Annotated in this window: 18 protein-coding genes; 11 read left to right on the top strand and 7 right to left on the bottom strand. The window is 52.3% G+C overall.

The annotated features are described in order from the left end of the window. Nucleotides 1–68 precede the first annotated feature (68 nt). On the bottom strand, nucleotides 69–1,166 hold the full coding sequence (locus J2I47_RS25670) for a hypothetical protein (RefSeq protein ID WP_207367488.1): 1,098 nt from the start codon (nucleotides 1,164–1,166) through the stop codon (nucleotides 69–71). Nucleotides 1,167–1,254: 88 nt separating this feature from the next. Then, nucleotides 1,255–2,619: a site-specific integrase gene (locus J2I47_RS25675; RefSeq protein WP_207367489.1), complete on the bottom strand. Its 1,365-nt coding sequence runs from the start codon at nucleotides 2,617–2,619 to the stop codon at nucleotides 1,255–1,257. Between the two features lie 508 nt (nucleotides 2,620–3,127). On the opposite strand from J2I47_RS25675, the gene J2I47_RS25680 reads away from it, so the two are divergent. The 3 genes from J2I47_RS25680 (at nucleotide 3,128) to J2I47_RS25690 (ending at nucleotide 5,511) form a co-directional block, all read left to right on the top strand. Then, nucleotides 3,128–3,559 carry a PIN domain-containing protein gene (locus J2I47_RS25680; RefSeq protein WP_207367490.1) on the top strand — a complete coding sequence of 144 codons (432 nt, stop codon included), beginning with the start codon at nucleotides 3,128–3,130 and terminating at the stop codon, nucleotides 3,557–3,559. 171 nt (nucleotides 3,560–3,730) lie between these two features. Next, complete coding sequence (locus tag J2I47_RS25685; protein ID WP_207367491.1) at nucleotides 3,731–4,483, top strand: DUF5958 family protein; 753 nt, start codon at nucleotides 3,731–3,733, stop codon at nucleotides 4,481–4,483. Nucleotides 4,484–4,629: 146 nt separating this feature from the next. Continuing rightward, nucleotides 4,630–5,511, top strand: coding sequence for a hypothetical protein (locus J2I47_RS25690; RefSeq protein ID WP_207367492.1), 882 nt, complete (start codon nucleotides 4,630–4,632; stop codon nucleotides 5,509–5,511). A gap of 258 nt (nucleotides 5,512–5,769) precedes the next feature. On the opposite strand, the gene J2I47_RS25695 is transcribed toward J2I47_RS25690, so the two are convergent. From J2I47_RS25695 to J2I47_RS25705, 3 genes are all read right to left on the bottom strand, one after another. Then, complete coding sequence (locus J2I47_RS25695) at nucleotides 5,770–6,669, bottom strand: SDR family oxidoreductase (protein WP_207367493.1); 900 nt, start codon at nucleotides 6,667–6,669, stop codon at nucleotides 5,770–5,772. Nucleotides 6,670–6,883: 214 nt separating this feature from the next. Then, the gene (locus tag J2I47_RS25700; RefSeq protein ID WP_207367494.1) at nucleotides 6,884–7,588 is read right to left on the bottom strand and encodes a peptidylprolyl isomerase; all 705 of its coding nucleotides are present in this window, start codon (nucleotides 7,586–7,588) and stop codon (nucleotides 6,884–6,886) included. Between the two features lie 7 nt (nucleotides 7,589–7,595). Next, entirely contained in the window at nucleotides 7,596–8,228 is a 633-nt protein-coding gene (locus J2I47_RS25705; protein WP_207367495.1) for an ABC transporter ATP-binding protein, read from the bottom strand. Between the two features lie 399 nt (nucleotides 8,229–8,627). Here J2I47_RS25705 and J2I47_RS25710 point away from each other — a divergent pair, with 399 nt between their 5' ends. Together J2I47_RS25710 and J2I47_RS25715 are read left to right on the top strand one after the other, a co-directional pair. Then, nucleotides 8,628–11,102 carry a TonB-dependent receptor gene (locus J2I47_RS25710; protein ID WP_207367496.1) on the top strand — a complete coding sequence of 825 codons (2,475 nt, stop codon included), beginning with the start codon at nucleotides 8,628–8,630 and terminating at the stop codon, nucleotides 11,100–11,102. Beyond that, nucleotides 11,102–12,037, top strand: coding sequence for a DUF4249 domain-containing protein (locus tag J2I47_RS25715; protein ID WP_207367497.1), 936 nt, complete (start codon nucleotides 11,102–11,104; stop codon nucleotides 12,035–12,037). The genes J2I47_RS25710 and J2I47_RS25715 overlap by 1 nt, the downstream gene beginning before the upstream one ends. 114 nt (nucleotides 12,038–12,151) lie before the next feature. Here J2I47_RS25715 and J2I47_RS25720 read toward each other — a convergent pair whose 3' ends face one another. Then, a complete protein-coding gene (locus J2I47_RS25720) occupies nucleotides 12,152–13,252 on the bottom strand; it encodes a chorismate mutase (protein ID WP_207367498.1) in 1,101 nt (366 codons plus the stop codon). A gap of 280 nt (nucleotides 13,253–13,532) precedes the next feature. On the opposite strand from J2I47_RS25720, the gene J2I47_RS25725 reads away from it, so the two are divergent. The 3 genes from J2I47_RS25725 to J2I47_RS25735 all read left to right on the top strand — a co-directional run bounded on the left by J2I47_RS25725 (nucleotide 13,533) and on the right by J2I47_RS25735 (nucleotide 16,134). Further along, a complete protein-coding gene (locus J2I47_RS25725) occupies nucleotides 13,533–14,753 on the top strand; it encodes a proline dehydrogenase family protein (protein ID WP_229374951.1) in 1,221 nt (406 codons plus the stop codon). A 98-nt stretch (nucleotides 14,754–14,851) separates the two neighbouring features. Beyond that, the gene (locus J2I47_RS25730) at nucleotides 14,852–15,643 is read left to right on the top strand and encodes a lipoprotein signal peptidase (RefSeq protein WP_207367499.1); all 792 of its coding nucleotides are present in this window, start codon (nucleotides 14,852–14,854) and stop codon (nucleotides 15,641–15,643) included. Nucleotides 15,644–15,711: 68 nt separating this feature from the next. Beyond that, entirely contained in the window at nucleotides 15,712–16,134 is a 423-nt protein-coding gene (locus J2I47_RS25735; RefSeq protein WP_207367500.1) for a response regulator, read from the top strand. A gap of 2 nt (nucleotides 16,135–16,136) precedes the next feature. On the opposite strand, the gene J2I47_RS25740 is transcribed toward J2I47_RS25735, so the two are convergent. After that, a complete protein-coding gene (locus J2I47_RS25740) occupies nucleotides 16,137–18,140 on the bottom strand; it encodes a CocE/NonD family hydrolase (protein WP_207367501.1) in 2,004 nt (667 codons plus the stop codon). 177 nt (nucleotides 18,141–18,317) lie between these two features. Between J2I47_RS25740 and J2I47_RS25745 the strand changes: the two genes are divergently transcribed. The 3 genes from J2I47_RS25745 to J2I47_RS25755 all read left to right on the top strand — a co-directional run bounded on the left by J2I47_RS25745 (nucleotide 18,318) and on the right by J2I47_RS25755 (nucleotide 23,214). Beyond that, nucleotides 18,318–18,962: a WbqC family protein gene (locus J2I47_RS25745; RefSeq protein ID WP_229374952.1), complete on the top strand. Its 645-nt coding sequence runs from the start codon at nucleotides 18,318–18,320 to the stop codon at nucleotides 18,960–18,962. A gap of 159 nt (nucleotides 18,963–19,121) precedes the next feature. Beyond that, entirely contained in the window at nucleotides 19,122–21,653 is a 2,532-nt protein-coding gene (locus J2I47_RS25750) for an ATP-dependent Clp protease ATP-binding subunit (RefSeq protein WP_207367502.1), read from the top strand. A 370-nt stretch (nucleotides 21,654–22,023) separates the two neighbouring features. After that, on the top strand, nucleotides 22,024–23,214 hold the full coding sequence (locus J2I47_RS25755; RefSeq protein ID WP_207367503.1) for a hypothetical protein: 1,191 nt from the start codon (nucleotides 22,024–22,026) through the stop codon (nucleotides 23,212–23,214). Nucleotides 23,215–23,262 lie beyond the last annotated feature (48 nt).

A 23,262-nucleotide genomic window follows, 5' to 3' on the forward strand; every position in this document is an offset into this window, starting at 1 on the left:
TGATTCCGATGCAAAAAGAGGCGGTAATGGATTGGCAATACAGTGGCAATATTGGCAATAGCCTACTACTAACAAGATTCTGATAGGCCAAAATCTCTAAAGTAAGAGGCAGGGCCTCTCTTTGAAAAATTGGTTTTCGTCACTGTGCGATCCTGCCCAGAGTACTTGTTAAGAAAGACGGCGCGAATGAAATCAATAAATGAATCATGTATTCGACGTGTACCGTAGAGTTCACTATGGAGCCTGTGAAAAGTCTTACTAATATGCCCCGTAGGGATGTCTATTTGAGTAATGGGTTTGATGTTTTCAGGTATGACGTCTTCTAGCGCGAGGTGGTCAGCATAATTAATTAGTCGCTCAAAATCTTCACTACTCATGATTGGCTGTTTCTGCGGGTTAAGACCACTCAATGGGGCAAGTATTGACCGCACACACCCTTTCTTTCTCTCGGCCTCGTCATTGGCTGGCCGTGTGTCGGCTACAGCTTGAACAGGCGTTTGCTCATTTGTAAGGGGAGTTGGTTGTGTAGTTTCCGTACTTACTTGGCTTGATGGTTTCAGGACTTCGATTCGATCACTAAGCCCAATGCAGAACGAGCACCACTGTAGCCAGTAGCCTTTCACCTGCCTAAACGCTATTGCATTCTGCTTGAATACTTCATTTTCATACAACTTGTCAATAGAGAAGAACTCGTATGAAGTGCCTAACCAGAAAGCATATTCCCTTTCATGTGGTAACGGTTCAGAGGCCGCCATGTGCATACCATCAAAATCTATATCCTCAAAGTCTGCACCCGCTGGTAAGACTTCCTCACGTACTACAGGATAGCCTTCTAGTCGTTGATTGATTTCTTTTGCCTGCTCAATATATTTATCGAACCAAAGGCTTAGCTGGTTCGTGTACAATAGTCGCTGCCTGTCGGTAGAGTGCGCCATGTGCAGTGCGTTACGCTCTAACTCGGTATAGGCCCTTTCCTGTAGCGCGAGCACTTTTTCCATACGAGGCCATAGGTTTACTTTTGCGTCGTGTGGATTTAAGAGGCTGGGTTGGCGTAGCAGAAACTCGTCCCCCCGACTGACAATAGAATTGCCTACTTCTTTTAGTACGTCTACTAATTGGTCAAATTCCGTACTGGTGAACAGAATCCGGCTATCTGTTGTATTCATGGTGCTGTTATTGATTTGCCCCCGGCTCGATGTGGTAGTTGAGTCGGGGGCTTTTTTGAGCCTGAACAGTCGCTACTACTGCAAGGGTTCAGAGTAGGAAGTCATAGGCGGCATCGACGGTATCAGAGGCGAATGAATCCAGGTATACGGCGGTAACGGCTTCGGTCTGGTGGCCCATCATTTCACTGATGACCGCCGTTGCTACACCGGACTTCTTAAGACTGGTTGCGAACGAGTGGCGGGCGGTATAGGTGGTTAGCGGGGTAGTGATACCGCACTGCTCACCGATGGTTTTAAGATCGCTGTTGACCTGGCCTAGTATCTTGTGTGTTCGGTTCTTAATCTGGTTCGCGTTCTTATGTGTAGTCGCGTTCAGGATCGGAAAAACGTAACTCTCAGCGCCGTTGCCCGTTTCAGGTTGGTAAGCATCAATAATGGCTTTGGCTGGCCCCAACAACCGTAGAGCGAACTTGCCCCCCGTTTTCTGTCGAACGTAGCTTAGGCGGCTGTTTCCGTCGCTGTCCGTCGTAACGTTTTTCCACCGTAAAGCGGCGAGGTCTACAAAGTTGATGCCCCCGCAATAGAAGGAGAATAGAAACACCTCCTTAGCCAGTTTCAGCCGTTCGACCTGGGCGTCGTTTTGCTGGGCCGCCCATTTGCCGGTAGCGGTTCCCGCTGGCTGATAGTTCTCGATTAGCCGTATGTCGTCGCGGCTAACGGCTCGTTTCACCGTCGATGTATCGAACTTGCCTACGCTGAACTTGTGCCGTTCGGCCACGTTGCGGGCGAAGGGGTAATGGTCGGATTTAGTTACGCCCTCAGCAATGGCTTTGTTGAGCACAGCCCGTAACGTGCGATACCGATTTGATAACGTGGTGTCGGTGTTACCCCGCCCGCGTAGGTACGTTTCCAGCCGATTACAGAAAGCAACGTTGATAGCATCGAATGGGATGTCTGAGGGGTCGGCCTCGCATTCCTGCTCGTGACAAAGAAAGTCCGCTACCTGGTTTCTGAGGTCCCGGTAAACGGTGCTGTTGCCTACCTGCTTAGCCGTTACCATAGCGGCTACCAATTCATCTATGTAGGTAAGTAGCTTAACACGTCTGGCCTGCTTACGCCCTTCGATGGCTTTCACGGCAACGGCTTTGGCGTCGTGCTGCTCGTCGGCTCCGGCCAATGAGTTTGCTGCATCGGCGTACTTGCGTTCCCATTCGGCCAGCTTCATTATAAACTGTTCCCGGTAAGGTTCAGGGTAGCTTTTGCGAATCTCTTTCTTCGCCTCGTTCCAGTATTTAGGGTGAAGACTCAGGCCCGTAGCAATGTACTTTAGCTTACGGTTCTTCGATATGCGAACCATAAACGGGTGACTACCGTCGGCCAAGGTTTTGCTGGTGTAATAGACCGTCTTCACCGTCGCCTTTCCCTCTTTGTGGTCTGTGCTTGTGCGTGCCATAGTGTTTAAACTGGTTTAAGTAATGGTTTAAACAAATATAACAAACGATGTGATAATGACAATGAACGACAATGAATTGTATACAGAAAATCAGCTAGTTAGATGGTATCTTAAGTAATGAATGGTACGGCTTATTGCTACGGTAACACTGCCTTACAAGCAGAGGGTCGGGGGTTCGAATCCCTCAACTCCCACAACAACGAAAAGGGCACTTAGCAGTAATGTTAAGTGCTTTTTTGCTATTGGGTGAAACGCAATGTGAAGCAAGGCCATGCGAGTAGAAACAACATCGACAGAATACGTCATCCGACTTGATCGCGCTGCGTTCACGGCTGATGAAATCGAACGACTCATTCGTACACTTCGGTTAAACGAATTAGCAGGTCGCCTGCAGGGTACGGCTCAGGAAGCAGACCATCTGGCTGATGAATTAATGGAGAACTGGTGGAATCAACAGACCAAGGGATCGTCTACACCACCTACTGCTTAACGTTGGCTGCCAGATAGAATGAAGCCAATCATTGTCGTTGATGCAAATGTCCTAATGAGTACGTTAATTACTCAGCAAGGTAAAGTGTCAACTGCGCTTCTTGAAGCAAGCGAACACTACAGGCTAGTTAGCTGCCACTTCTTGTATGTTGAACTGTTTAAGCATAAGGATAAGCTGGTCAAGCTGTCGGGTTTGGCTGAACCGGATTTTTTAGACTATCTGCTAGGAATCTTGAACCGTATTGAATTTCTGAGTGAATCATTATTACCAACCAACATTCTGGAAAAAGCCCGCCTGTTGGTTGATGACATCGACCCGCGTGATGTTTACTACGTTGCTTTGACAATCCATTTACAAGGACGTCTTTGGACAGGAGACCGAAAGTTAGCCGAAGGCTTGCTAAAGAAAGGTGTGTCTTTTATTTGTTCAACAGCTGATTTGGCAAGCTAGCATGTTATATATCTTTCGACTACTAAAGCCTACACCTCAGCAGCTTGATATGAATATTTTAACATAATTTTCGGGTTATTCAACCTTGTTCGTTGGTATGGTAGTGCGGGCTTAGCTGATGCTTTGGTTTGGACAGCGCTGTTTTTGGCAAAACTTTTTAACCAAACAGTTATGAGCTTAGACGAGGAAATCGCGGTTTACCGGTTTGGGCAGGGTGTCTACCCGGTTGAGGTGGTGCTGGAGCATGCTGCGGGGTTGGGTGAACATGAGAGATGGTGGTGGCTGCGAACGTTCTACGAATTGATTGCGCAGCAGAAGCCCGTTGCCGAGGACAGCGATCAGGCTATGGTTAGCAGCGGACTAGATCCTGCTGATCCTGCTTACAACACGTTCAAAGAGGATCTTACGGCTGGCCTATCACGTATTTCGGCAGGTGAGGACAATCAGACAATCAAGTTGTTGCTGCACGTGTTCAAGCGGGCCTATCAACGGCAACTTGCCCTGAACAAAGACAATTCATCAAGCTGGCGCTACGCTGATTTGTCGCAGGACGAAACTGTGCAGAATCTGCTGGCAAAACACCGGTTACTGGCGGAGGAAATATACGCCGATCCCAGCTTCCGAAGTGAGTTTACCACGTTAGCTAAGCTGTGGCATAACCGTCGTTCACAAGGGCCGGTTGGTGTGCCTTCTGGGTCGCGGAGGCAGACTAATGCAGCGTATGTGAGCTATGATGACCTGATAACAGAATCGGCTAATTACTTCACCAATAAAAACTTATACGCGGAGTCGCTGCTTCATAAGGCGTTGCGCAAGGGAGTGGCCGTACGATATAAGCTGGATAAAAGGGAATCGCTACGCTTATTAACAGACGTGCTGGAGCGCTATATGAATGAGACATATGGCACAAACCCGTTGCCATGAAAAGTCCCTTCTGGGAAAAACCAACTGGCTTTGTCACGATGCTGCCGCTTTATTTTAGATCGTAGCAACGGTTATCGGGTGTAGGTGCGTAATGATTGACGGAGCCAATGCCTGCGGGCGGCCCGTTCACAATTATCATGCTACCTATGAACAAGCTTATTTACACCTCCCTGCTCATGCTACTGGCCGTTGTGGCCCAAGCGCAGGACAACATCATTCTGAAATCAGGGCAGGAGGTACCCGCCAAAGTGCTGGAAGTCTCCAAGGCCGACATCAAATACAAGCGCACTGACAACCCCGATGGGCCTATCTACACGATAACGGCGGGCGAGGTGTTCATGATCAAATACGCCAACGGCACCAAAGACGTACTCTCGGCTCAGCCTCAACCACCAATGATTGGACCGCGCATGGGCAACCCACGGATGGACGCACCACCGATGGACCAACCCAATCGCGCGTTGGGTCGTCGGCAGGGGCGGCTACGGCCCGGTTTCGACCGGTTTAACGACCGAGCACCGGCAATGCCTGGCGGAGCAGCACCCGCCCTTGTTGGCTTACGGTACCATAGCGGCCTGTTTAGCCATTATTTCGTGGATGGGCAGGGGGTACGCCTGGCCTATGGCGAAGTTCGTTCGCTGATGGCGGGCCAACCCGATGCCCTACGGGCATTACAGCGTGGACGGCAACTGCGGGTGGCGGCACTGGTTACGGCCATTCCGGCGGTGGCGTTGCTGGGAACGGGTATTGCCCTGGCTGCCGACGGGCACCGGGGTGGGCGCTTCGGTCGTGGATTCGACCCAAATGATAACCTGAACAACCGCAACGAGCGTGGTGGTGATCGGGTAGTGGGCGCGGCGTTGGCGGGGGGCGGTTTGCTGCTGGGCATCACATCGGCGGTGCTGAGCCACAAGGCAACGGTCCGTTTTCGGGCGGCGGCGGCCCGGTACCGGGCAGGTGAGGGTACCAGTCTGCAATTGGTCCCGGCTCAACAGGGTCTGGGCGCGGGTTTGACATTGCGATTCTGAAACAGGAATAAATCGAATTAGAAGGGGATCGGGCTAGTCGCTCGATCTCCTTTTTTTGTAACACGTTGATTACAAGATCATTGCGAGGAGAACACCATCGCCCCGTCCCGTAGGGACACAATTGCCGCCGGCGTCGGTAGACAACGCCCCCGGTTTTCCATTCAGTGTCCCGTAGGGACGCAACAACCAAAAGCATCTATTAAGACCAGATCTCAACCAGCGTTATGCTGTTGCGTCCCCAACGGACCGAATCTGGTACTACTTGGCTAATTGCCCGGCCAGGACGGCAATGCCTTCCGAAAAGCTGTGTGGTTCGTAACCCAGTTCGCGCTGCGCTTTGTCGATGATGAAGCCGGTGCGGGGTGGACGGCGGGCGGTTTGGGTGAAGGTGGCGGCGGTGGCTTCGGTGATCAGCGATTTGTCGAGGCCGAAATAGTCGGCGGTCTGGATCGCCATCTCGTGGGGTGTCAGCACGTCTTTTCCCGAAATATTGAAGATGCCCGTGGCCTGTTTTTGGGCAATCAGCGCGCACCCCATCGCCAGGTCTTCGGCCAATGTCGGGCTGCGGAACTGGTCTGTCACGACCTTGATCGTCTTACCGTCTTCCAGCGATTTTTTCACCCACAGAATGATGTTACTGCGGCTCATGTCGTGGGCGATGCCATACACCAGCACCGTTCGGGCAATGGCCCATTTCAGAGATGAACTCATCACCACCCGTTCGGCGGCATATTTGCTCCAGCCGTAGAAACTAATGGGGTTACCCTCGGCTTCTTCGGTGTATGGTCCGGCGGTGCCGTCGAAAATAAAGTCGGTGGAGACGTGGCAAAGGAACGCACCGGTAGCTTCGCACGCCGCCACGATAGACTCCGTAGCGGTGACGTTTTGCGTCCAGCAGGCCTCTTTGTCCAGTTCGCACTTGTCGACATCGGTCATGGCCGCACCGTGGATGACGGCGTCGGGCCGTACATCGGTGATCACGTCGAGCACCTGCTGCCGGTTGGTTATATCCATAGCCCGGTACTCATAACCCTCCTGCGAGGGCAGTCGGTTGGCACCACGAGCCGTAGCAATCAGTTCAACATCAGCCTGTTGCGATAACAGCCCAACCAATTTCTGGCCTAGCAGGCCATTAGCACCGGTAATGAGAATTTTCATAAAAAGGGGAGTCGCTAGTGGTGTGAATGGAATCGGCTTCGCGGTCTGGTGTGGCTTCGCGCGTCGTGCCCTTCGACAGGCTCAGGGTGACAGGAAACTAGAACCGGATTTACTGAACTGCATCAAGATGGGCTGTCACCCTGAGCCTGTCGAAGGGCACGACGCGCGAAGCCACACCAGACCGCGAAGCCGATTCCATTCACACCACTAGCGACTAATAAACATATCCGTACTGTTTCGTGATTTTCTTCTTCTTCACCCACTCGCCTTTCATTGTCATTTTGATGTCGGCAAGGGGGCGGTCTTTGGCGTTTCGGGGCTGTTTAGCAATGCTGTCGATCACGGCTAACCCATCAATCACCTGTCCGAAAACGGTGTAGTTGCCATCCAGGTGGGGGGTGCCGCCAACCGTTTTGTAGACCTGCCTTTGGTCGTTGGTGAAGTCGTGTTTGGCTCCGCGCGCCAGGCCCCGGTCAATCTGTTTTTGCAGATCGGTGTCGTTCCATATCCGGCCCTGCACGATGTAGAACTGCACGGCGCTCGATGCCTTGTCGGGGCGGTCGTCGCGGGCAGCGCCAATAGCCCCTTTTTTGTGGAAAAGCGTGGGCACAAATTCGGCGGGTACCAGGTAGCCAATGTCGCCGTTGCCCAGTTCCTGCCCCGCCACTGCCGTCCGCGAGTCGGGATCGCCGCCCTGAATCATGAACTTCTCGATGATCCGGTGAAACAGCAGTCCGTCATAATAACTGCTGTCGACGAGGCGGATGAAGTTGGCTTTGTGCTTTGGCGTCTGGTCGTGGAGCACAAACCGCATTTGCCCAAAACCGGTGCTGAGCGTGACGAGGTAATCTTTCTTCTTCCGGTTTTGACCAACGGCCAGAACCGGAAGCAGGAGTAATAAGAGTAGTGTTTTGCGCATTGGTGGGCTATTTTTCTAAACTAACGCGATTCTGGAAGGCATCTTTCAGGCGCTGATCGTGCGTGACCACCACCAAACTCGCCCCAATCTGTTCAGACTGCTGGCGTAACAACCCGATCACCCGCGTCGCGTTTTCATCATCGAGGCTCGACGTGGGTTCGTCGGCGAGGATCAGCGCAGGCTGGTTCATCACGGCGCGGGCAATACTCACGCGCTGCTGTTCGCCCTGACTCATCTGGTTGGGCCGCTTACCCAACTGGTCGGCAAAACCCAGCTGTGATGCCAACTGCCGGGCGCGGTCTCTGGCTTCTGTCTTATTGGCTAAATAATTGGCCAGCAAAAGGTTATCCATCACCGACAATGAGCTGACGAAGTGCGGTTTCTGGTATACTATGCCCATGTTAGCGGCGCGAAAGGCGGCGGTTTGGGCGGCGTTGAGCGTAGTCAGGTCCGTTTCGTTGATCGTCACCGACCCCGCCGTGGGCGTCAGCAACAGGGCCAGCAAGTGCAGTAACGTAGTCTTGCCCGTACCCGACTGCCCCAAAATAAGCAGGGCCTCCCGGTTGGCGCAGGCGATGTCGGGAAACTGAAAATGCTTCGTGGGCGAATACGAAAACGTCAGGTTGTGGGTCGTAAGCATATCGGTGGCAAAGGTAAAGCGGGGATGTACGATGTACGATTTACGATGTACGATTTATTGTCAGCGGGTGGCTGTGCAGTTGTAAAATGTCGCAAACGTGGTTTTAGGTGGGTTGGTGTGGGGTTGGCTTCGCCCTCTGGTGTGGCGTTCCGGTGTGGCTTCGCGCTGTAAGCCCTTCGACAGGCTCAGGGTGACAGCCCATCTAATACAGTTCAGATACTTGATTCTAGTTTCCTGTCACCCTGAGCCTGTCGAAGGGCCCGACGCGCGAAGCCACACCGGAACGCCACACCAGAGGGCGAAGCCAACCTACATCAACCCACACTCACTAAATGATCGCTTTTGCGCGCCCCTTCCAACCTTATAGTTACTTTCGTACTCTTTGCTCAAAGCGCGTTTATGAACCATTTTTTACGGCTGTTCCTGCTGGGGTGGCTTAGTGTACAGGCGGCCTTTGGCCAGTTGAAAGCAACCAGTGGGCTACCCACTATCACCATCAGTGGCTACGTCCGTGAGGCAGGATCGCAGGAAGCGCTCATCGGGGTCAACGTCTATCGGTCTGGCCTGGCAACTGACCGGTCGCGGCTTGGTACCACAACCAATACCTACGGCTTCTATTCGATTACCCTACCTGTGCAGGATAGTCTCCGACTGGTGTATTCAATTGTGGGCTACGACACGCAGGAACAGACCTTTTCGGGCCAGAAAAGTCAGACGGTCAACGTATTGCTGCGGTCGGGTAAATTGCTGAACGAGGTAATCGTGCGGTCGTCGCGGGCCGACGAGAAGGTGAGCGACAGCCCGCAGATGAGCCAGATCGATGTGCCGATTTCGCAGATCAAAAAGATTCCGGCGCTGCTGGGCGAAAAGGACGTGCTCAAGGTGCTCCAGCTCATGCCGGGTGTGCAGAAAGGCTCGGAAGGGCAAAGCGGTATCTACGTGCGCGGTGGTGGGCCAGATCAAAACCTGATCGTGCTCGACGATGCCGTGGTCTACAACGCCTCGCACCTGTTCGGCTTCTTCTCGGTTTTCAACGGCGACGCGCTTAAAAGTGTGGAGTTGACCAAAGGCGGTTTCCCAGCGCGGTTTGGCGGGCGGCTTTCCTCGGTTATTGACCTAAACATGAAAGACGGCAATAAGGAGAAGCTACACGGTGAGGGGGGTATCGGCCTCATATCCAGCCGGTTGACGCTGGAGGGGCCGTTGGGCAAAAAGAAATCCGGACCGGGGTCAACCTCCTTTCTCATCTCCGGGCGACGTACTTACCTCGACGTGCTGGCCGCGCCAATCATTGCCTCGCAGAGCGGTGGTAACACCTCGGCGGGTTATTACTTCTATGACCTCAACGCCAAACTAAACACCGAGCTAACCACAAAAGACAAGCTCTACCTGAGCGGCTATTTCGGGCGCGACCGATTCTATGCGAAGGACAAATCGGCTAACGGCAGCAACGACATTGGCATTGGCTGGGGTAATGCCACGGGCACCCTTCGCTGGAATCACCTCTTCTCAGACAAAGTATTTGGTAATGCGTCGCTTATTTTCAGCAACTACGACTTCACCATAACGTCTAAACAGATTGACGTTTATAAAGACCGAACGGATGAGTTTAATCTGAACTACACGTCGGGTATCCAGGACGTTGGGCTTAAATATGACCTCGACATCTACCCTAATCCGCGGCATTCGCTGCGGGTAGGTGTGCAGGCCACCGCCCACCGGTTTACGCCCAGTGCTATTGTGGTGAAGAACACCGGACTGAACGACAATCGGCTCGAAGTAGACAAAATCGACGTTGTAGAATCGGGTGTTTATGCCGAAGACACCTGGAAACCCAACGTCCATGCTCGGGTCAACGGTGGTCTGCGCTTGAGCACGTTTTCGGGCAACAACGTCACTTACGTCCGGCCCGAACCGCGCCTCTCCGCTGCCTACATGATTCGCCCTGACCTATCAGTAAAGGCGTCGTATGCCTTGATGAATCAGTATGTTCACTTGCTAAGCAACACAGGTATTGGCCTGCCCACCGATCTGTGGGTACCTACCACCGACCGGGTGAAGCCGCAGCAGTCGCAACAGGTAGCTATTGGGATAGCCAAGGATTTCGCCTCCACGGGCTTTACCCTAACGGCAGAGGGTTATTATAAGAAAATGGACAATATTATTAACTACCGCGAAGGGGCTAGTTTTCTATTGATAGATGACCCTACGTCGGCCAAAAAAGTGCAGTGGGAAGACAACGTGACGGCGGGCCGAGGCTGGAGTTACGGCGGTGAAGTGTTACTGCAAAAGAAAGTGGGGCGGTTTAGTGGCTGGCTGGGTTACACCCTCTCTTGGACCCAATGGCAGTTTGCCGACCTCAACAACGGCCAGCCCTTTTTCCCCCGCTACGACCGTCGCCACGATGTTTCGGCAGTAGGTATTTACGAACTCAGCCCTAAAATTACGCTGTCGAGTACGTGGGTATATGGCACGGGGCAGGCCCTTACGCTGCCTAACAGCACCTACAACGCTTATACGCATGGCAGTGTTTACACCAGTTACTACGCCGGGCCGAACAATATTCCACTGGTTCAGCAACTGTTTAGCTATCCGCGGCAGGTAAATGATTATGGTCCTAAAAACAGCTTCCGGGCCGAGCCTTACCACCGTTTTGACGTTAGCGTCCAGTTTCACAAAAAAATGAAACGGCACGAACGCACCTGGGAGTTTAGCGCTTATAACGCCTACAACCGCCGCAACCCGTTTTTCTACCAGCTCGAAACCGTTTCCCAACCAGGCATTAACGGTGCCGCCCCTACGCAACGCACCGCCCTAAAGCGCTATTCCGTTTTTCCGATTGTGCCATCCATCAGCTATAACTTTAAGTTCTGATGAAACCGATTCATGTTTTTTTATTCATCAGTGGCCTGCTCAGCCTGACGGGGTGCAGTAGTCTGGTGCAGGAAGTAGATCCCGGCAAAGTACCCACGGCCACGGCTAAACTGGTCATCCACTGCTATATATCACCACAGGACACGGTAATCACGGTTGTTGTGGAGGCTCCGCGAGCAATCATTGGCTTGACGGATACCAGTTCAGCTTACCGGAAAACCATCGCCAATGCCACAGTCAGCTTGTCAGACGGGTCGAAGACGGTGCGCCTGTTGTACTCCGCTAAAGATCTCCTGTACCGGATCTCGCCTGGTCAATTGCCAATCCTGACGGGTAAGATCTACACACTGAACGTGGCAGCTCCCAATTATGCGCCTATTACGGCCCAATGCACAGTGCCGGTGGCCGTTGCTCCTGCCGAGGTGCGAGTAGATACAGTCCGCAAGCCGGTAACGGGGAGGTCTGGCTTTTATCAGCTACGGCTCTACGCCCGCCTGTTTTGGCAAGACCCCGTGGGCCAGCCAAACTATTACCAGGTAACGGGCTACAACATCAGCCGATCTACCAGTACGCTATATAATAGTCAGGGGAAGCCGATTAAAGACTCGGTCTATACCCGAACCAGTCAGTTGTATTTCAATAAGTCGAATTACCTCACCGACGAAGGAAACGATGGCGTTCAACTGTCGTCAGCAAGGGGTGAGGTGCAGAATTTTTATATTAATCCCGCCGATAAGGCTGGGGCACTCAGCATATACCTAACGCTGAACACCACCGATGCGCTGTTTTATAAGTACCGTGATGCCGTCAGCAGGCAGGCTGATGCGGGCAATAATCCTTTTTCAGAGGCCGTACTCATTCCGTCAAACATCCAGAACGGTCTGGGTTGCTTCGCCGCTTTCAACCAGGCAACTCTTTCGGTAAAGGTGAGATAGAAGGGAGAAACGCAGGAAGGGAGTAAAGGAGGAAGGGGTGGCTGACACGTATGTAAATACTCTTGCGTCAGCCACCCCTTCCTCCTTTACTCCCTTCCTGCGTTTCTCCTTTTTCTAAACTACCGGCGCGCTGTTCATCACTTCAGTTTGCTTACGGATAGATTCCATGTGAATGATCTTGTAGATCTCTTCCACCAGTTCGGGGTAGAGGTTTAGTTTCAGGCCCAGTTGCTTGCGCGTTTCCAGAATCTCTTTCCAGCGGTCGGGCTGGAACATCGACACGTTATTGTCGCGCTTGTATTCGGCCATTTTCTCAACCAGCGACATCCGGGCGGCGAGCATCTCGACCAGTTGCCGGTCTACGCTGTCGATCTTCACCCGAATTTGCTCCATCGCCCCCTGGAACTCCCGGTCGGGCGATTCGAGCTGGCGAATTTGCAGGTGATCCAGCATCTCACCGAAAGCTGCTGGGGTCAGTTGCTGAGCCGCATCACTCCAGGCTTTATCGGGGTCAATGTGCGACTCCACGATCAGGCCGTCGTAGTTGAGGTCCATCGCCATCTGGGCCAGTTCATTCAGGTAGGCCCGCTTACCCGCCATGTGGCTGGGGTCGCCGATAATGGGTAGCTGGGGGAACATCGTACGGAGTTCAATCGCCATCTGCCACATCGGAATATTGCGGTATTTGCTGGCTTCGCCCGTTGAGAACCCCCGGTGGATGGCACCCAGTTTGGTGATACCCGCCCCGGCGATCCGTTCAAATGCGCCCACCCACAACGCAAGGTCGGGGTTAACGGGGTTTTTGATCAGCACGGGTACGTCAACGCCTTTCAGGGCGTCGGCAATTTCCTGTACGTTAAAGGGATTCACCGTAGTGCGGGCACCTACCCACAAAATATCGACGCCATATTTCAGGGCCAGCTCAATGTGTTGCGGCGTGGCTACTTCCACGGCGAAGGGCAAACCTGTTTCAGCTTTGGCTCGCTGAATCCAGGGAAGGGCGGCTTCACCCATGCCTTCAAAGCTGCCAGGCCGGGTACGTGGTTTCCAAATCCCCGCCCGGATAGCGTGGACAGAACCCAGCGCAGCCAGTTGGCGGGCGGTTTCGCACAGTTGTTCTTCGGTTTCGGCGCTGCACGGGCCGGCAATGATCAGGGGCTTGCCGTTTGTCTGTATCCACGAATTGAGTGGGGCTACGGCTAAATCTGGTTTCATGAGGTTATGCGTATTCTGGTTGAAAAAAGACGAGTTACCGGGGGACGAAGTGCGGCCACAAATTTATGGTATATTTGCAAGAGAATAAGCCACCTACAGGGCTGATTCTCACTCCGATTTTGTACGATAATTAGTCTGTTGGAATCGTAGGCGAGTGATGGTAAAACCTTTTTGTGCTTAAATTTCGTTTACCTTTGGGCTGGCTTATTGGCCCATTAACGACCTTATGGCTAACGCACCGCACCACGGCGCATTGACTATGTCGAACCGAAGTAATCTTATGTCATCTTCCGTCCAGCCGGTTGCTGTTCCACTCAACACAGCCAAACCGGTATCTTTCGAGGACACGTCGATTGCCTTCTCCGCCCAGTCCGATTTTAAACTACGGAAAACGTACTGGCTTTTTGCGTTGATGAACAAGGGATGGCTGGTAAAAATAGGGACTTTTTTCATGAAACTGGCCCTGAAACTGCAGCTACCCATCAAGGGTGTCATTAAAAACACCATTTTCGAGCAGTTCTGTGGAGGTGAAACCATCCGCGATTGTGAGAAAACGATCAACTCGCTTCACGTTGCCCAGGTAGGCACGATCCTTGACTATTCCGTCGAGGGTGAAGAAAACGAAGCCTGTTTCGACAACACGGTACTGGAAATTCTCCGCACCATCGAACGGGCCAGCGAATCACAGGATATCCCGTTCTCGGTTTTTAAAATTACCGGCGTTGCCGAAACTGACCTGCTCGAAGCCGTGCAGCGTGGCGATGTGCTGACCACCGAACAACAGGCCGCCTTTGACCGGGTCCGCAACCGGGTAGATACCCTCTGCCAACGGGCGCATGACCGCAACGTGCGCATCTTTATCGATGCCGAAGAAAGCTGGATTCAGGACACCATCGACTGTCTGGCCTACACCATGATGGACCGCTACAACCATGAGCAGTGCATCGTTTATAATACGTACCAGATGTACCGCTGGGAGATGTATGACCAGCTCACCAAAGCCGCTGACGTAGCTCGTGAAAAGGGGTATTTTCTGGGTGCAAAGCTGGTGCGTGGGGCTTACCTGGAAAAAGAACGCCTTCGTTCACATGAAGACGAATACCAGGATCCGATCCAGGCTACAAAAGAAGATACCGACCGCGACTTCAACCGCGCCATTGACTTCTGCCTGGCCAACCGCGACGTAGTGTCAATCTGCCTGGGTACGCATAACGAGTATAGCTGCCAGTATACGATGGCCCATATGAAACAGATGGGTATTGCTCCTAATGACCGGCATATTTACTTCGCACAGTTGCTGGGCATGAGCGATAATATATCGTATAACCTGGCGAACGCAGGTTATAACGTAGCCAAGTATGTACCGTATGGTCCGGTTGAGGCGGTGATGCCGTATTTATTCCGCCGTGCTGAGGAAAATAAATCCATAGCTGGCCAAAGTAGCCGCGAATTCACGCTGGTAAAAAGTGAACTGGAGCGCCGCAAAGGCTGTAAACATTAGTCTAATGTCCAAGGTCTAATGTGTAAAGTTGCTTCGCGCTCGCAGATTTGTATGCGAAGCAACTTTACACATTAGACCTTGGACATTGGACGTACCCTATGAAGAATCCCATTCGCTTTTTCCTTGTCGCCCTGTTATTAATTGGTATTGATCAGGCATCAAAACTGTGGATTTTGCACTATATGCAAAGCCATTTGTACATGCCTATTAATATTATTGGCAATTGGCTGAAGTTTCAGTATGTACTGAACCCCGGCATGGCGTTTGGGATGGAATTGCAACACCAGTACGGTAAACTGTTTCTGAGCCTGTTCAGGATGTTTGCCATGGTGGGTATTGGCTGGTATCTGGTTTATCTGGCCAAACGTAATGCGCCCAACGGACTGCTCTATGCCATGGCCCTGATTCTGGCGGGTGCTATCGGCAACGTAATCGACAGTACGTTTTACGGCGTCTACCTCAACAACGCCCCTTTTGGTGCGCCTACCCGCTGGTTTCACGGGCAGGTAATCGACTTTATCTTCTTTGATCTTTGGGAAGGCATTTTGCCCCGCTGGATACCAATCTGGGGTGGGCAGTACTTTTCAATGCCCATTTTCAACTTTGCCGACTCCTGCATTTTTGTGGGCGTTTGTCTGATCTTGTTTTTTCAGCGCCGCTTTTACCAGCAACAGGCTGAGGAAGAAGCACAACGTACAACTGTTGACCACATGCATGAAAGTGATGCTGCAGTGGCCACAACGCAACCTACCTACGAACTTGAGCGGCCGGTTGCTAACACCCTTGCTGGTGACGAGCAAGAAGAGCAGACCGAACACAAAACAGACCTCGATAGCAAGCCCTCACCGGTTGGTGTCAACGCAGAAAATGACACCGATAAGAAAGAATAAGTCAGTAAAACAGTTGCTTAATTAATCAGCCGACGTATGGGATAATGTTGCGTTGGCTTACTTAAAACATGTCGTTGAAAGGTCCCATTGTTTTAGTCGATGATGATGAAGATGATCAGTACCTGATTGAACTATCACTTAAATCATTACAATTGCCAAATGAGTTGAGGTTGTTTGGTAATGGTCTCGATGCCCTGACTTATTTGCAAACAACGCAGGAACAACCTTTTATTATATTGTGTGATGTAAACATGCCAATTATGAATGGCATCGAGTTGCGCAGACAAATCAATGAGGATGAGTATTTGCGTAAAAAATCAATACCATTTATTTTTTTAACTACCGCTTCCAATGCGCAACTAGTACAGGAAGCATATGACACTATGGTGCAAGGATTTTTCAGAAAAGCACCCGATTTTGCCGGACTTGAAAAGCAAATCAAGTGCATTATAGAGTACTGGCAAGCTTGTCTTCATCCAAATAAAGTCTGAGTTTATCGTAGCATCCGTAGCCGGATGGCCGACGGGTTACCCGGATCGGCGAAGAGTGTGATGATCGCTTTGTTAAAATCGGCTTCGTTGGCCTCGCTGATGTTCATAAATGTTTGCGGGTTGCGATCTACCAGCGGAAACCACGACGACTGCACCTGGATCATCAACCGGTGCCCCTTGCGGAATGTGTGCAAAGCATCATTCAACGTAAATGCCACCGTTGTGGGTTGGCCCGGCACAAACGCCTCCGGTTTTTCGAGCGAGTTTCTAAATTTCCCCCGCATCACATCGGCCCGCACCAGCCGTTGATAGCCCGCCATGGTAACGGGTTTTGCCCCGGCTATAACTGGTTTTGGGCTCGAGGCCGTATCGGGCAGGACGTCGATGAGTTTTACAATAAAATCAGCGTCGGTGCTACTGACCGCTACGCGCAGATCAACAGAGATAGGACCGGCCAGGGTCATATCAGCCGACAGCGGTTCGGTTTGGAACACGAGCACGTCTGGGCGGCGGGCAGCAAAGCGTTGATCCTCAATCATGTATGCATTGTTTCGCCGTGACCAGGTGCCGTCGGTATACGGTACAGGCTTGGCGGGATCGCTCACGTATTCGTAGCGGGTAGGGGCAGAGGGGGGTGTGTTAGTTAGTTGGCCGTTGGCACTAAGGTACATGGCTTGCTCAGTCACGTTTTGTGGTGGCCACTGCGCAAACGTGCGCCACTGGTTGGTACCGGTATCGAACACGCGGGCTTCGGCAGTGTTGTGATGGCCTTTGTCTTTCAGGTAAAAATTGAAAAACGGCGTTTCCACTGAGTCACGATAGCTTTTGGCGGTATTTTGCCCGAATTGAAAATCGCCGAACTTGCTGAAATCACGTCCTGCCCAGGCCCCGTGTGTCCACGGACCCATCACAAGTTGATTCTGGTTGCCTGCCCTTTTTTCCAGGGTAGCGTAGGTGTTCAGTGCACCAAACAGATCTTCGGCATCATACCAGCCACCCACCACGAGCGTTGCCGGGGGCGTGCTGCCGGGCCGGACCATGTTCAGGTGTGGGCGGATGTTGCGGGCCTTCCAGTAGCCATCGTAGGTGTCGTGGGCCAGATACTCGTTCCAGATTTTGCCCTTGTTGTTGAAATAAGCCGGGCCGTTGGCGTTTTTGATAGGGCCGAGGTTCAGGAGAAACTGATACATGTCGGCAGCGTCGACGGTAAATAGTTCCGGATAGTCGGTCACCGGGCCGGTGCGGGGAGCGTCGAAATAATTCATGAACGAGAAATTGTCGAGCAGAAAAAACGCGCCGTTATGGCGGGCATCGTCGCCTGCAAATTCATCGGTAACGGGGGCTTGCGGCGAGACTGCTTTAATAGCCGGGTGGGCGTTGGGCAGGGCCGCCGAGGCGTAGAAACCGGGATAGGAAATGCCCATGATGCCTACGCGTCCGTTGTTGTTCGGTATGTTTTTGAGCAGCCATTCAATGGTGTCGTAGGTATCGGTACTTTCGTCGACAGGGCCAACCGGGCTTAAGTTTTTCAGGTTTCGCTGTGTTCTGGTAGTGGTATCGGGGAAGTAGCCACTTCTTTTTGTGTATTTCCGCTTTAACTCTTCCATCGACCCATTCACACCGCTGACGTGGGGCGTCATTTCCTCGAAGTTGCCTTCGCTCATGTAGCGTCCCCGCACGTCCTGAAAGACGAAAATGTACTTCTCCTGCGACAGCTCGCTCGACGGGCCGGGGCCGCGTTTGGGATACTTCGTCTCGCCATAAGGGCCCGCCGAGTAGGGCGTCCGTTCCATTAAAAACGGGTAACGCGGCCCGCCACTACGATTAGTCGACGCATCCTTTGGTACGTAAATTAGCGTATAAAGTTTAACGCCATCGCGCATGGTAATCTGCCGATCCAGTTTAATATAATTGGCGCGAACAAATGCTGAATCAGCAGGAGTTTGGGCGAGTAAGGGCAGGGAGAGAGCAGTACTAAAAAGCAGCAGTAGCGCGCGCAGAGTCATATAGTATGTGATTGACGAATGGCTCAAAAGTACGGATGCAAGCCCATTTGGCTACAGCAGTTTATCCAAAATCGCAGGAGGCACAAATCCAGCACAATCTTAAAATCGTACTACTAACACAACCGTATGGATTAAAAAGAGATCAGTCTACTTGATTGGATACAAATATTTCGTTACTTGGAAAATGAACCCACGCTAAACCCCTTGCCAACAGACGCCTCGCAACCGCTATTGATCGAACTACATTATCTGCCCTGCATTGCCGTTTTTCGGGGTATGGCTCAGGCCAGCGAGGTGTGGATCGAGGCGCACGAAAACTACCAGAAACAGAGCTACCGAAACCGTTGCTACGTACTAACGGCCAATGGTGTCGACACGCTGACGGTACCGGTACGCGAAGGGACGCGGAAACCGCCCATCCGCGAGGTGCAGATTGATTACGCACAGCACTGGATTGACCGGCATTTGCGCTGTTTGCAAGCTGCCTACGCAAAATCCCCCTATTTCGAGTATGTAATGCCCGAAATTGAGGCTATTCTGACCCGGCGTTACCCGTTGCTGTTTGACCTGAACTGGACACTGCTGACATTCTGTCGGACGTGGTTACGGCTTAAGACACCCGTTAACCTGACAGAATGCTACGTAAAAGGACCCCAACCCGGCCTATTTGACGCCCGGTCGAAAGTCTTGCCCGCCCAGAGGGCTGAAATGGCTTTGTTTGGCCCCCCAAAGCCCTATCAGCAAAATTTTGGACCCGAATTTGTACCAAACCTGAGCATACTGGACCTGCTGTTTGCGGGAGGAGAGTTGAGAGATAAGTGACAAATGGTTAATGCTAAGTGAGCTGACGCAAGTTTACTTTTAGATGATACATTCCGCACCTACCACTCAGCGTTCATCACTTATCTGCCCCGGCGAACAAACCAAAAATAAAATACGTTAAATCAGTAAGACGCTAATACGACTGAGGACCTAAAGCGAATGGAAGCAAAATTTTCAAACCGCGTGAAAGAAGTCATCTCGCTAAGTCGAGAGGAGGCTTTGCGGCTCGGGCACGACTATATCGGCACCGAACACTTACTGCTTGGCATGATTCGCGAGGGCGAAGGCGTAGCGGTGGGATTGCTTAAAAAGTTGTCGATTTCACTCGACGAACTGCGCATCACCATCGAACAAGCCACGAAAGGAACCGCAACAAACAACGTCAAGAATCTGGCGAATATCCCCCTGACCCGTCAGTCGGAGAAGACCCTGAAGATTACGTATCTGGAAGCGAAGATTTTCAAAAGCCCGCTGATCGGCACCGAACACCTACTCTTGTCGATTCTGCGTGACGAAGACAACGTCGCCACCCAGATTCTGCATAAGTTCAACGTTAACTACGAAGTCATTAAGGAAATGCTGGAATACCAATCAACCGGAAGCAAACCCACAATGGCCCACGACACCGACGATGACGACGACGCCGCACGCGGCATGTTTGGCAACGCGGGCAGTGGTGGTCAGGGTAAAGACAAAGGCTCGGAAAAATCGCGTACTCCGGTACTCGACAATTTTGGCCGTGATCTGACCAAATTGGCCGAATTGGGTAAACTAGACCCTATTGTGGGTCGTGAAAAAGAGATCGAACGCGTGGCCCAGATCCTGAGCCGCCGTAAGAAAAACAACCCGATCCTGATCGGTGAGCCGGGCGTTGGTAAGACAGCTATCGCTGAAGGACTGGCCCTGCGCATTGTGCAGAAGAAAGTGTCGCGGGTGCTGTTTGGCAAGCGCGTCGTTACGCTCGATTTAGCCTCTTTAGTGGCTGGCACCAAATACCGGGGTCAGTTTGAAGAGCGCATGAAAGCGGTGATGAACGAGCTGGAAAAATCACCCGAAGTGATCCTGTTTATCGACGAGCTACACACGATTGTGGGTGCCGGCGGTGCATCGGGTTCGCTCGACGCCTCGAACATGTTCAAGCCTGCCCTGGCTCGCGGCGACATTCAATGCATTGGTGCCACCACGCTGGATGAGTACCGTCAGTACATCGAGAAAGATGGTGCCCTGGCCCGTCGTTTCCAGATGGTGATGGTGGATGCTACGTCAATTGACGAGACCATCGAGATCCTGAACAACATCAAGGATAAGTACGAAGATCACCACCACGTAACCTACACGCCGGAGGCCATCGAAGCCGCCGTGAAACTGTCGGAACGGTACATTAGTGACCGCTTCCTGCCCGACAAGGCCATCGACGTAATGGACGAGGTAGGTGCCCGCGTACACATCAGCAACATCACCGTCCCTGACGATATTCTCCGCCTCGAAGAGTCGATCGAGAATATTAAGAAAGAGAAAAATCAGGTGGTGAAAAGCCAGAAGTACGAAGAGGCGGCTCAACTGCGCGACAAAGAAAAGCGCCTGATCGACCAACTCGACCGCGCTAAGCTGGCCTGGGAAGAAGACACCAAGAAGCGCCGTTACACCGTAAACGAAGAAAGCGTGGCCGAAGTAGTGGCTATGATGACGGGCATTCCGGTTACGAGCGTATCGAACGACGAGGGCAAGAAACTCGTCAACATGGGCGAGGAACTGAAGGGTAAAGTCATTGGGCAGGCCTCGGCAATCGAGAAGCTGGTCAAAGCCATTCAGCGCACCCGCGTTGGGTTGAAAGATCCCAAGAAGCCCATTGGTTCGTTTATCTTCCTTGGCCCCACGGGCGTTGGTAAGACCGAATTGGCCAAGGTGCTGGCCACCTACCTGTTCGACAAAGACGACGCACTGGTGCGCATTGACATGAGCGAATACATGGAGAAATTCAGCGTATCGCGCTTGGTGGGCGCCCCTCCGGGCTACGTGGGTTATGAGGAAGGCGGTCAGTTGACGGAGAAAATCCGCCGCAAGCCGTATTCAGTAGTATTGCTTGACGAGATTGAGAAGGCCCACCCGGATGTGTTCAACATCCTGTTGCAGGTGCTCGACGATGGTATCCTGACCGATGGTCTGGGTCGCCGCGTTGACTTCCGTAACACAATCATCATCATGACTTCCAACATTGGGGTACGTGATTTGAAAGATTTCGGTGCCGGTATCGGTTTTGCGTCGAAGAAGAGCAGCGAAAATCAGGATGATCTGATGAAGTCAACGATTCAGAATGCCCTGCGGAAAGCCTTCTCGCCGGAGTTCCTGAACCGTCTCGACGACGTGATCGTGTTCAACTCGTTGCAGCGCGAAGACATCCACCTCATCATCGACCTGATGCTGGGCAAGTTGCTGGGCCGCGTCACTAACCTGGGCTATGCCGTTGAACTCACCGAGAAGGCGAAAGACTTCCTGGCCGAGAAAGGCTACGACCCGCAGTATGGTGCCCGTCCGTTGAGCCGTGCCATTCAGCGGTATCTCGAAGACCCCGTGGCCGAAGAGATTCTGAAAGGCGAACTCAAAGAGGGCGACGTGCTTCTGGCCGATTACAGCGGCGAAGGCGATGCACTTCAGATCACGGTGAAAAAGCCTGAGGCTGTAGTAGAGTAAGCTAGTCTAATCCATATATAACGAAGCCGCCCCAGCATCTGCTGGGGCGGCTTCGTTTGTTTATACGCTTATTTAGGCTGGTTGTTTCGATGACTGTACCACTAGCAAACTAATAGCGACGAGGTTGCCAACATACCAACCATAATAAGCCCTTCTACCTATCGAGACTGTGCCCGATCTGGCAGTAGATTGATGAATACACGCGTATGTGTAACGTTTACCTTTATATTCTGGTAAATTGGTGCTTTGCTGCTAAAAGCTATACCCATACTGTAACGCAGATTAACTTGATTTTCCCGTAGCCTAAACAACCCTCCCTATGTGTAATCACTTGCCGGGGGTTTACGTTCTAGCTGAAACAACGACGACGATGAGTACACAACTACGTTTTACCAGCTTGTTGCTATTACTAAGTCAAGTCGCCGTAGCGCAAACCGAACGGGGTGTAAACTGGTGGTCGGGTGGGGTGGGTACGCGCTCCGGTCAGACAGAATTGTACCAGGATATCTCTGAGCAGCAGTCCCTCGATTTGTCGTTAACGCAGGGCACTTTTGTGCGCAGCAACCTGCTGGTGGGGGCCGACCTGCGCTATACCCGCACCCGCGATTTGAGCCGCCGTGGTCTTAACTTCGATGCCGTCACAGACAGCCGAAACGGGACCATATCCGTAGTGCCGTTTGTGCGTCATTTTTGGGGAAAACAGGCCTTGCGCGGCTATTTTGGCGGGGGGCTGTCTGTTAGTTATGGTCGTAACCGGATTATTACGGCCAACACGTTTCAGCGTGGATCAGAGAATCAGAATACCAACTGGCAGGTATCGCCGGAGGTACAGGCAGGCCTTTTTTATAGCATTAAGCCGCACTGGGGCATCGACCTTAATGCCCGGTCGAGCGTAATTCCACTGGTGTTTGGCAATCTGAATTTAGGCTTGGTGGTGCTCACAGGCGTGAAAACCCGCGCACGTCCCGAACCCCGAAAAACGCCTAATCAACTGCTTACGGGCAACTGGCTGGTTGGCGGGTCATTTTCGGTGGGTAGCCAGCAACGTAAGCTAATCTCGGCGACGGAGCAGGCGCAGGTAGTGCAGTCGCAGACCACGCAGCTGATAAGCTTACGTCCCAGCTTTGGCTATATGGCTGGTAACCGGTGGGTGGTTGGCGTGGCAATTCCCATCCGCAATCAAACCGTTACCAACGAATTTCTACGGTCGGCGCGGGCTACAACGGGGGGAGGAGCCGACGTGATTACCAAAGGCATTGGGTTGGAGCCTTTCGTGAAAAAATACCTGTTGTCTAGTCGCTTCGGTCCATATGTAGGCGCACAGGGGGGCTGGATTACAGAACGTACCATCGGCAGCGCAGGTGGAGCCACCACCCGCTACTCCCTGCGTGTAAGCGGCGGACTGGCTTATATGCTTGGGCAGCGATTTATTGCCGAAGCCGAAGTAGGGGGCCTGGGTCATGAATGGTCGAATACGACAGTGACGAATGAGTCCAGCAACCAGACCAACTTTGCCCTTACCCTGCGCCCGGCCCTCTCGCTGACGTATGTTTTTTTGTAGAGTAAGAGACCGCATCCGCCTTAGCCGCAATCGCTTGCCCTGCTAATG

Origin of the sequence: Fibrella rubiginis (assembly GCF_017353185.1) — a bacterium.
Classification (GTDB): domain Bacteria; phylum Bacteroidota; class Bacteroidia; order Cytophagales; family Spirosomataceae; genus Fibrella; species Fibrella rubiginis.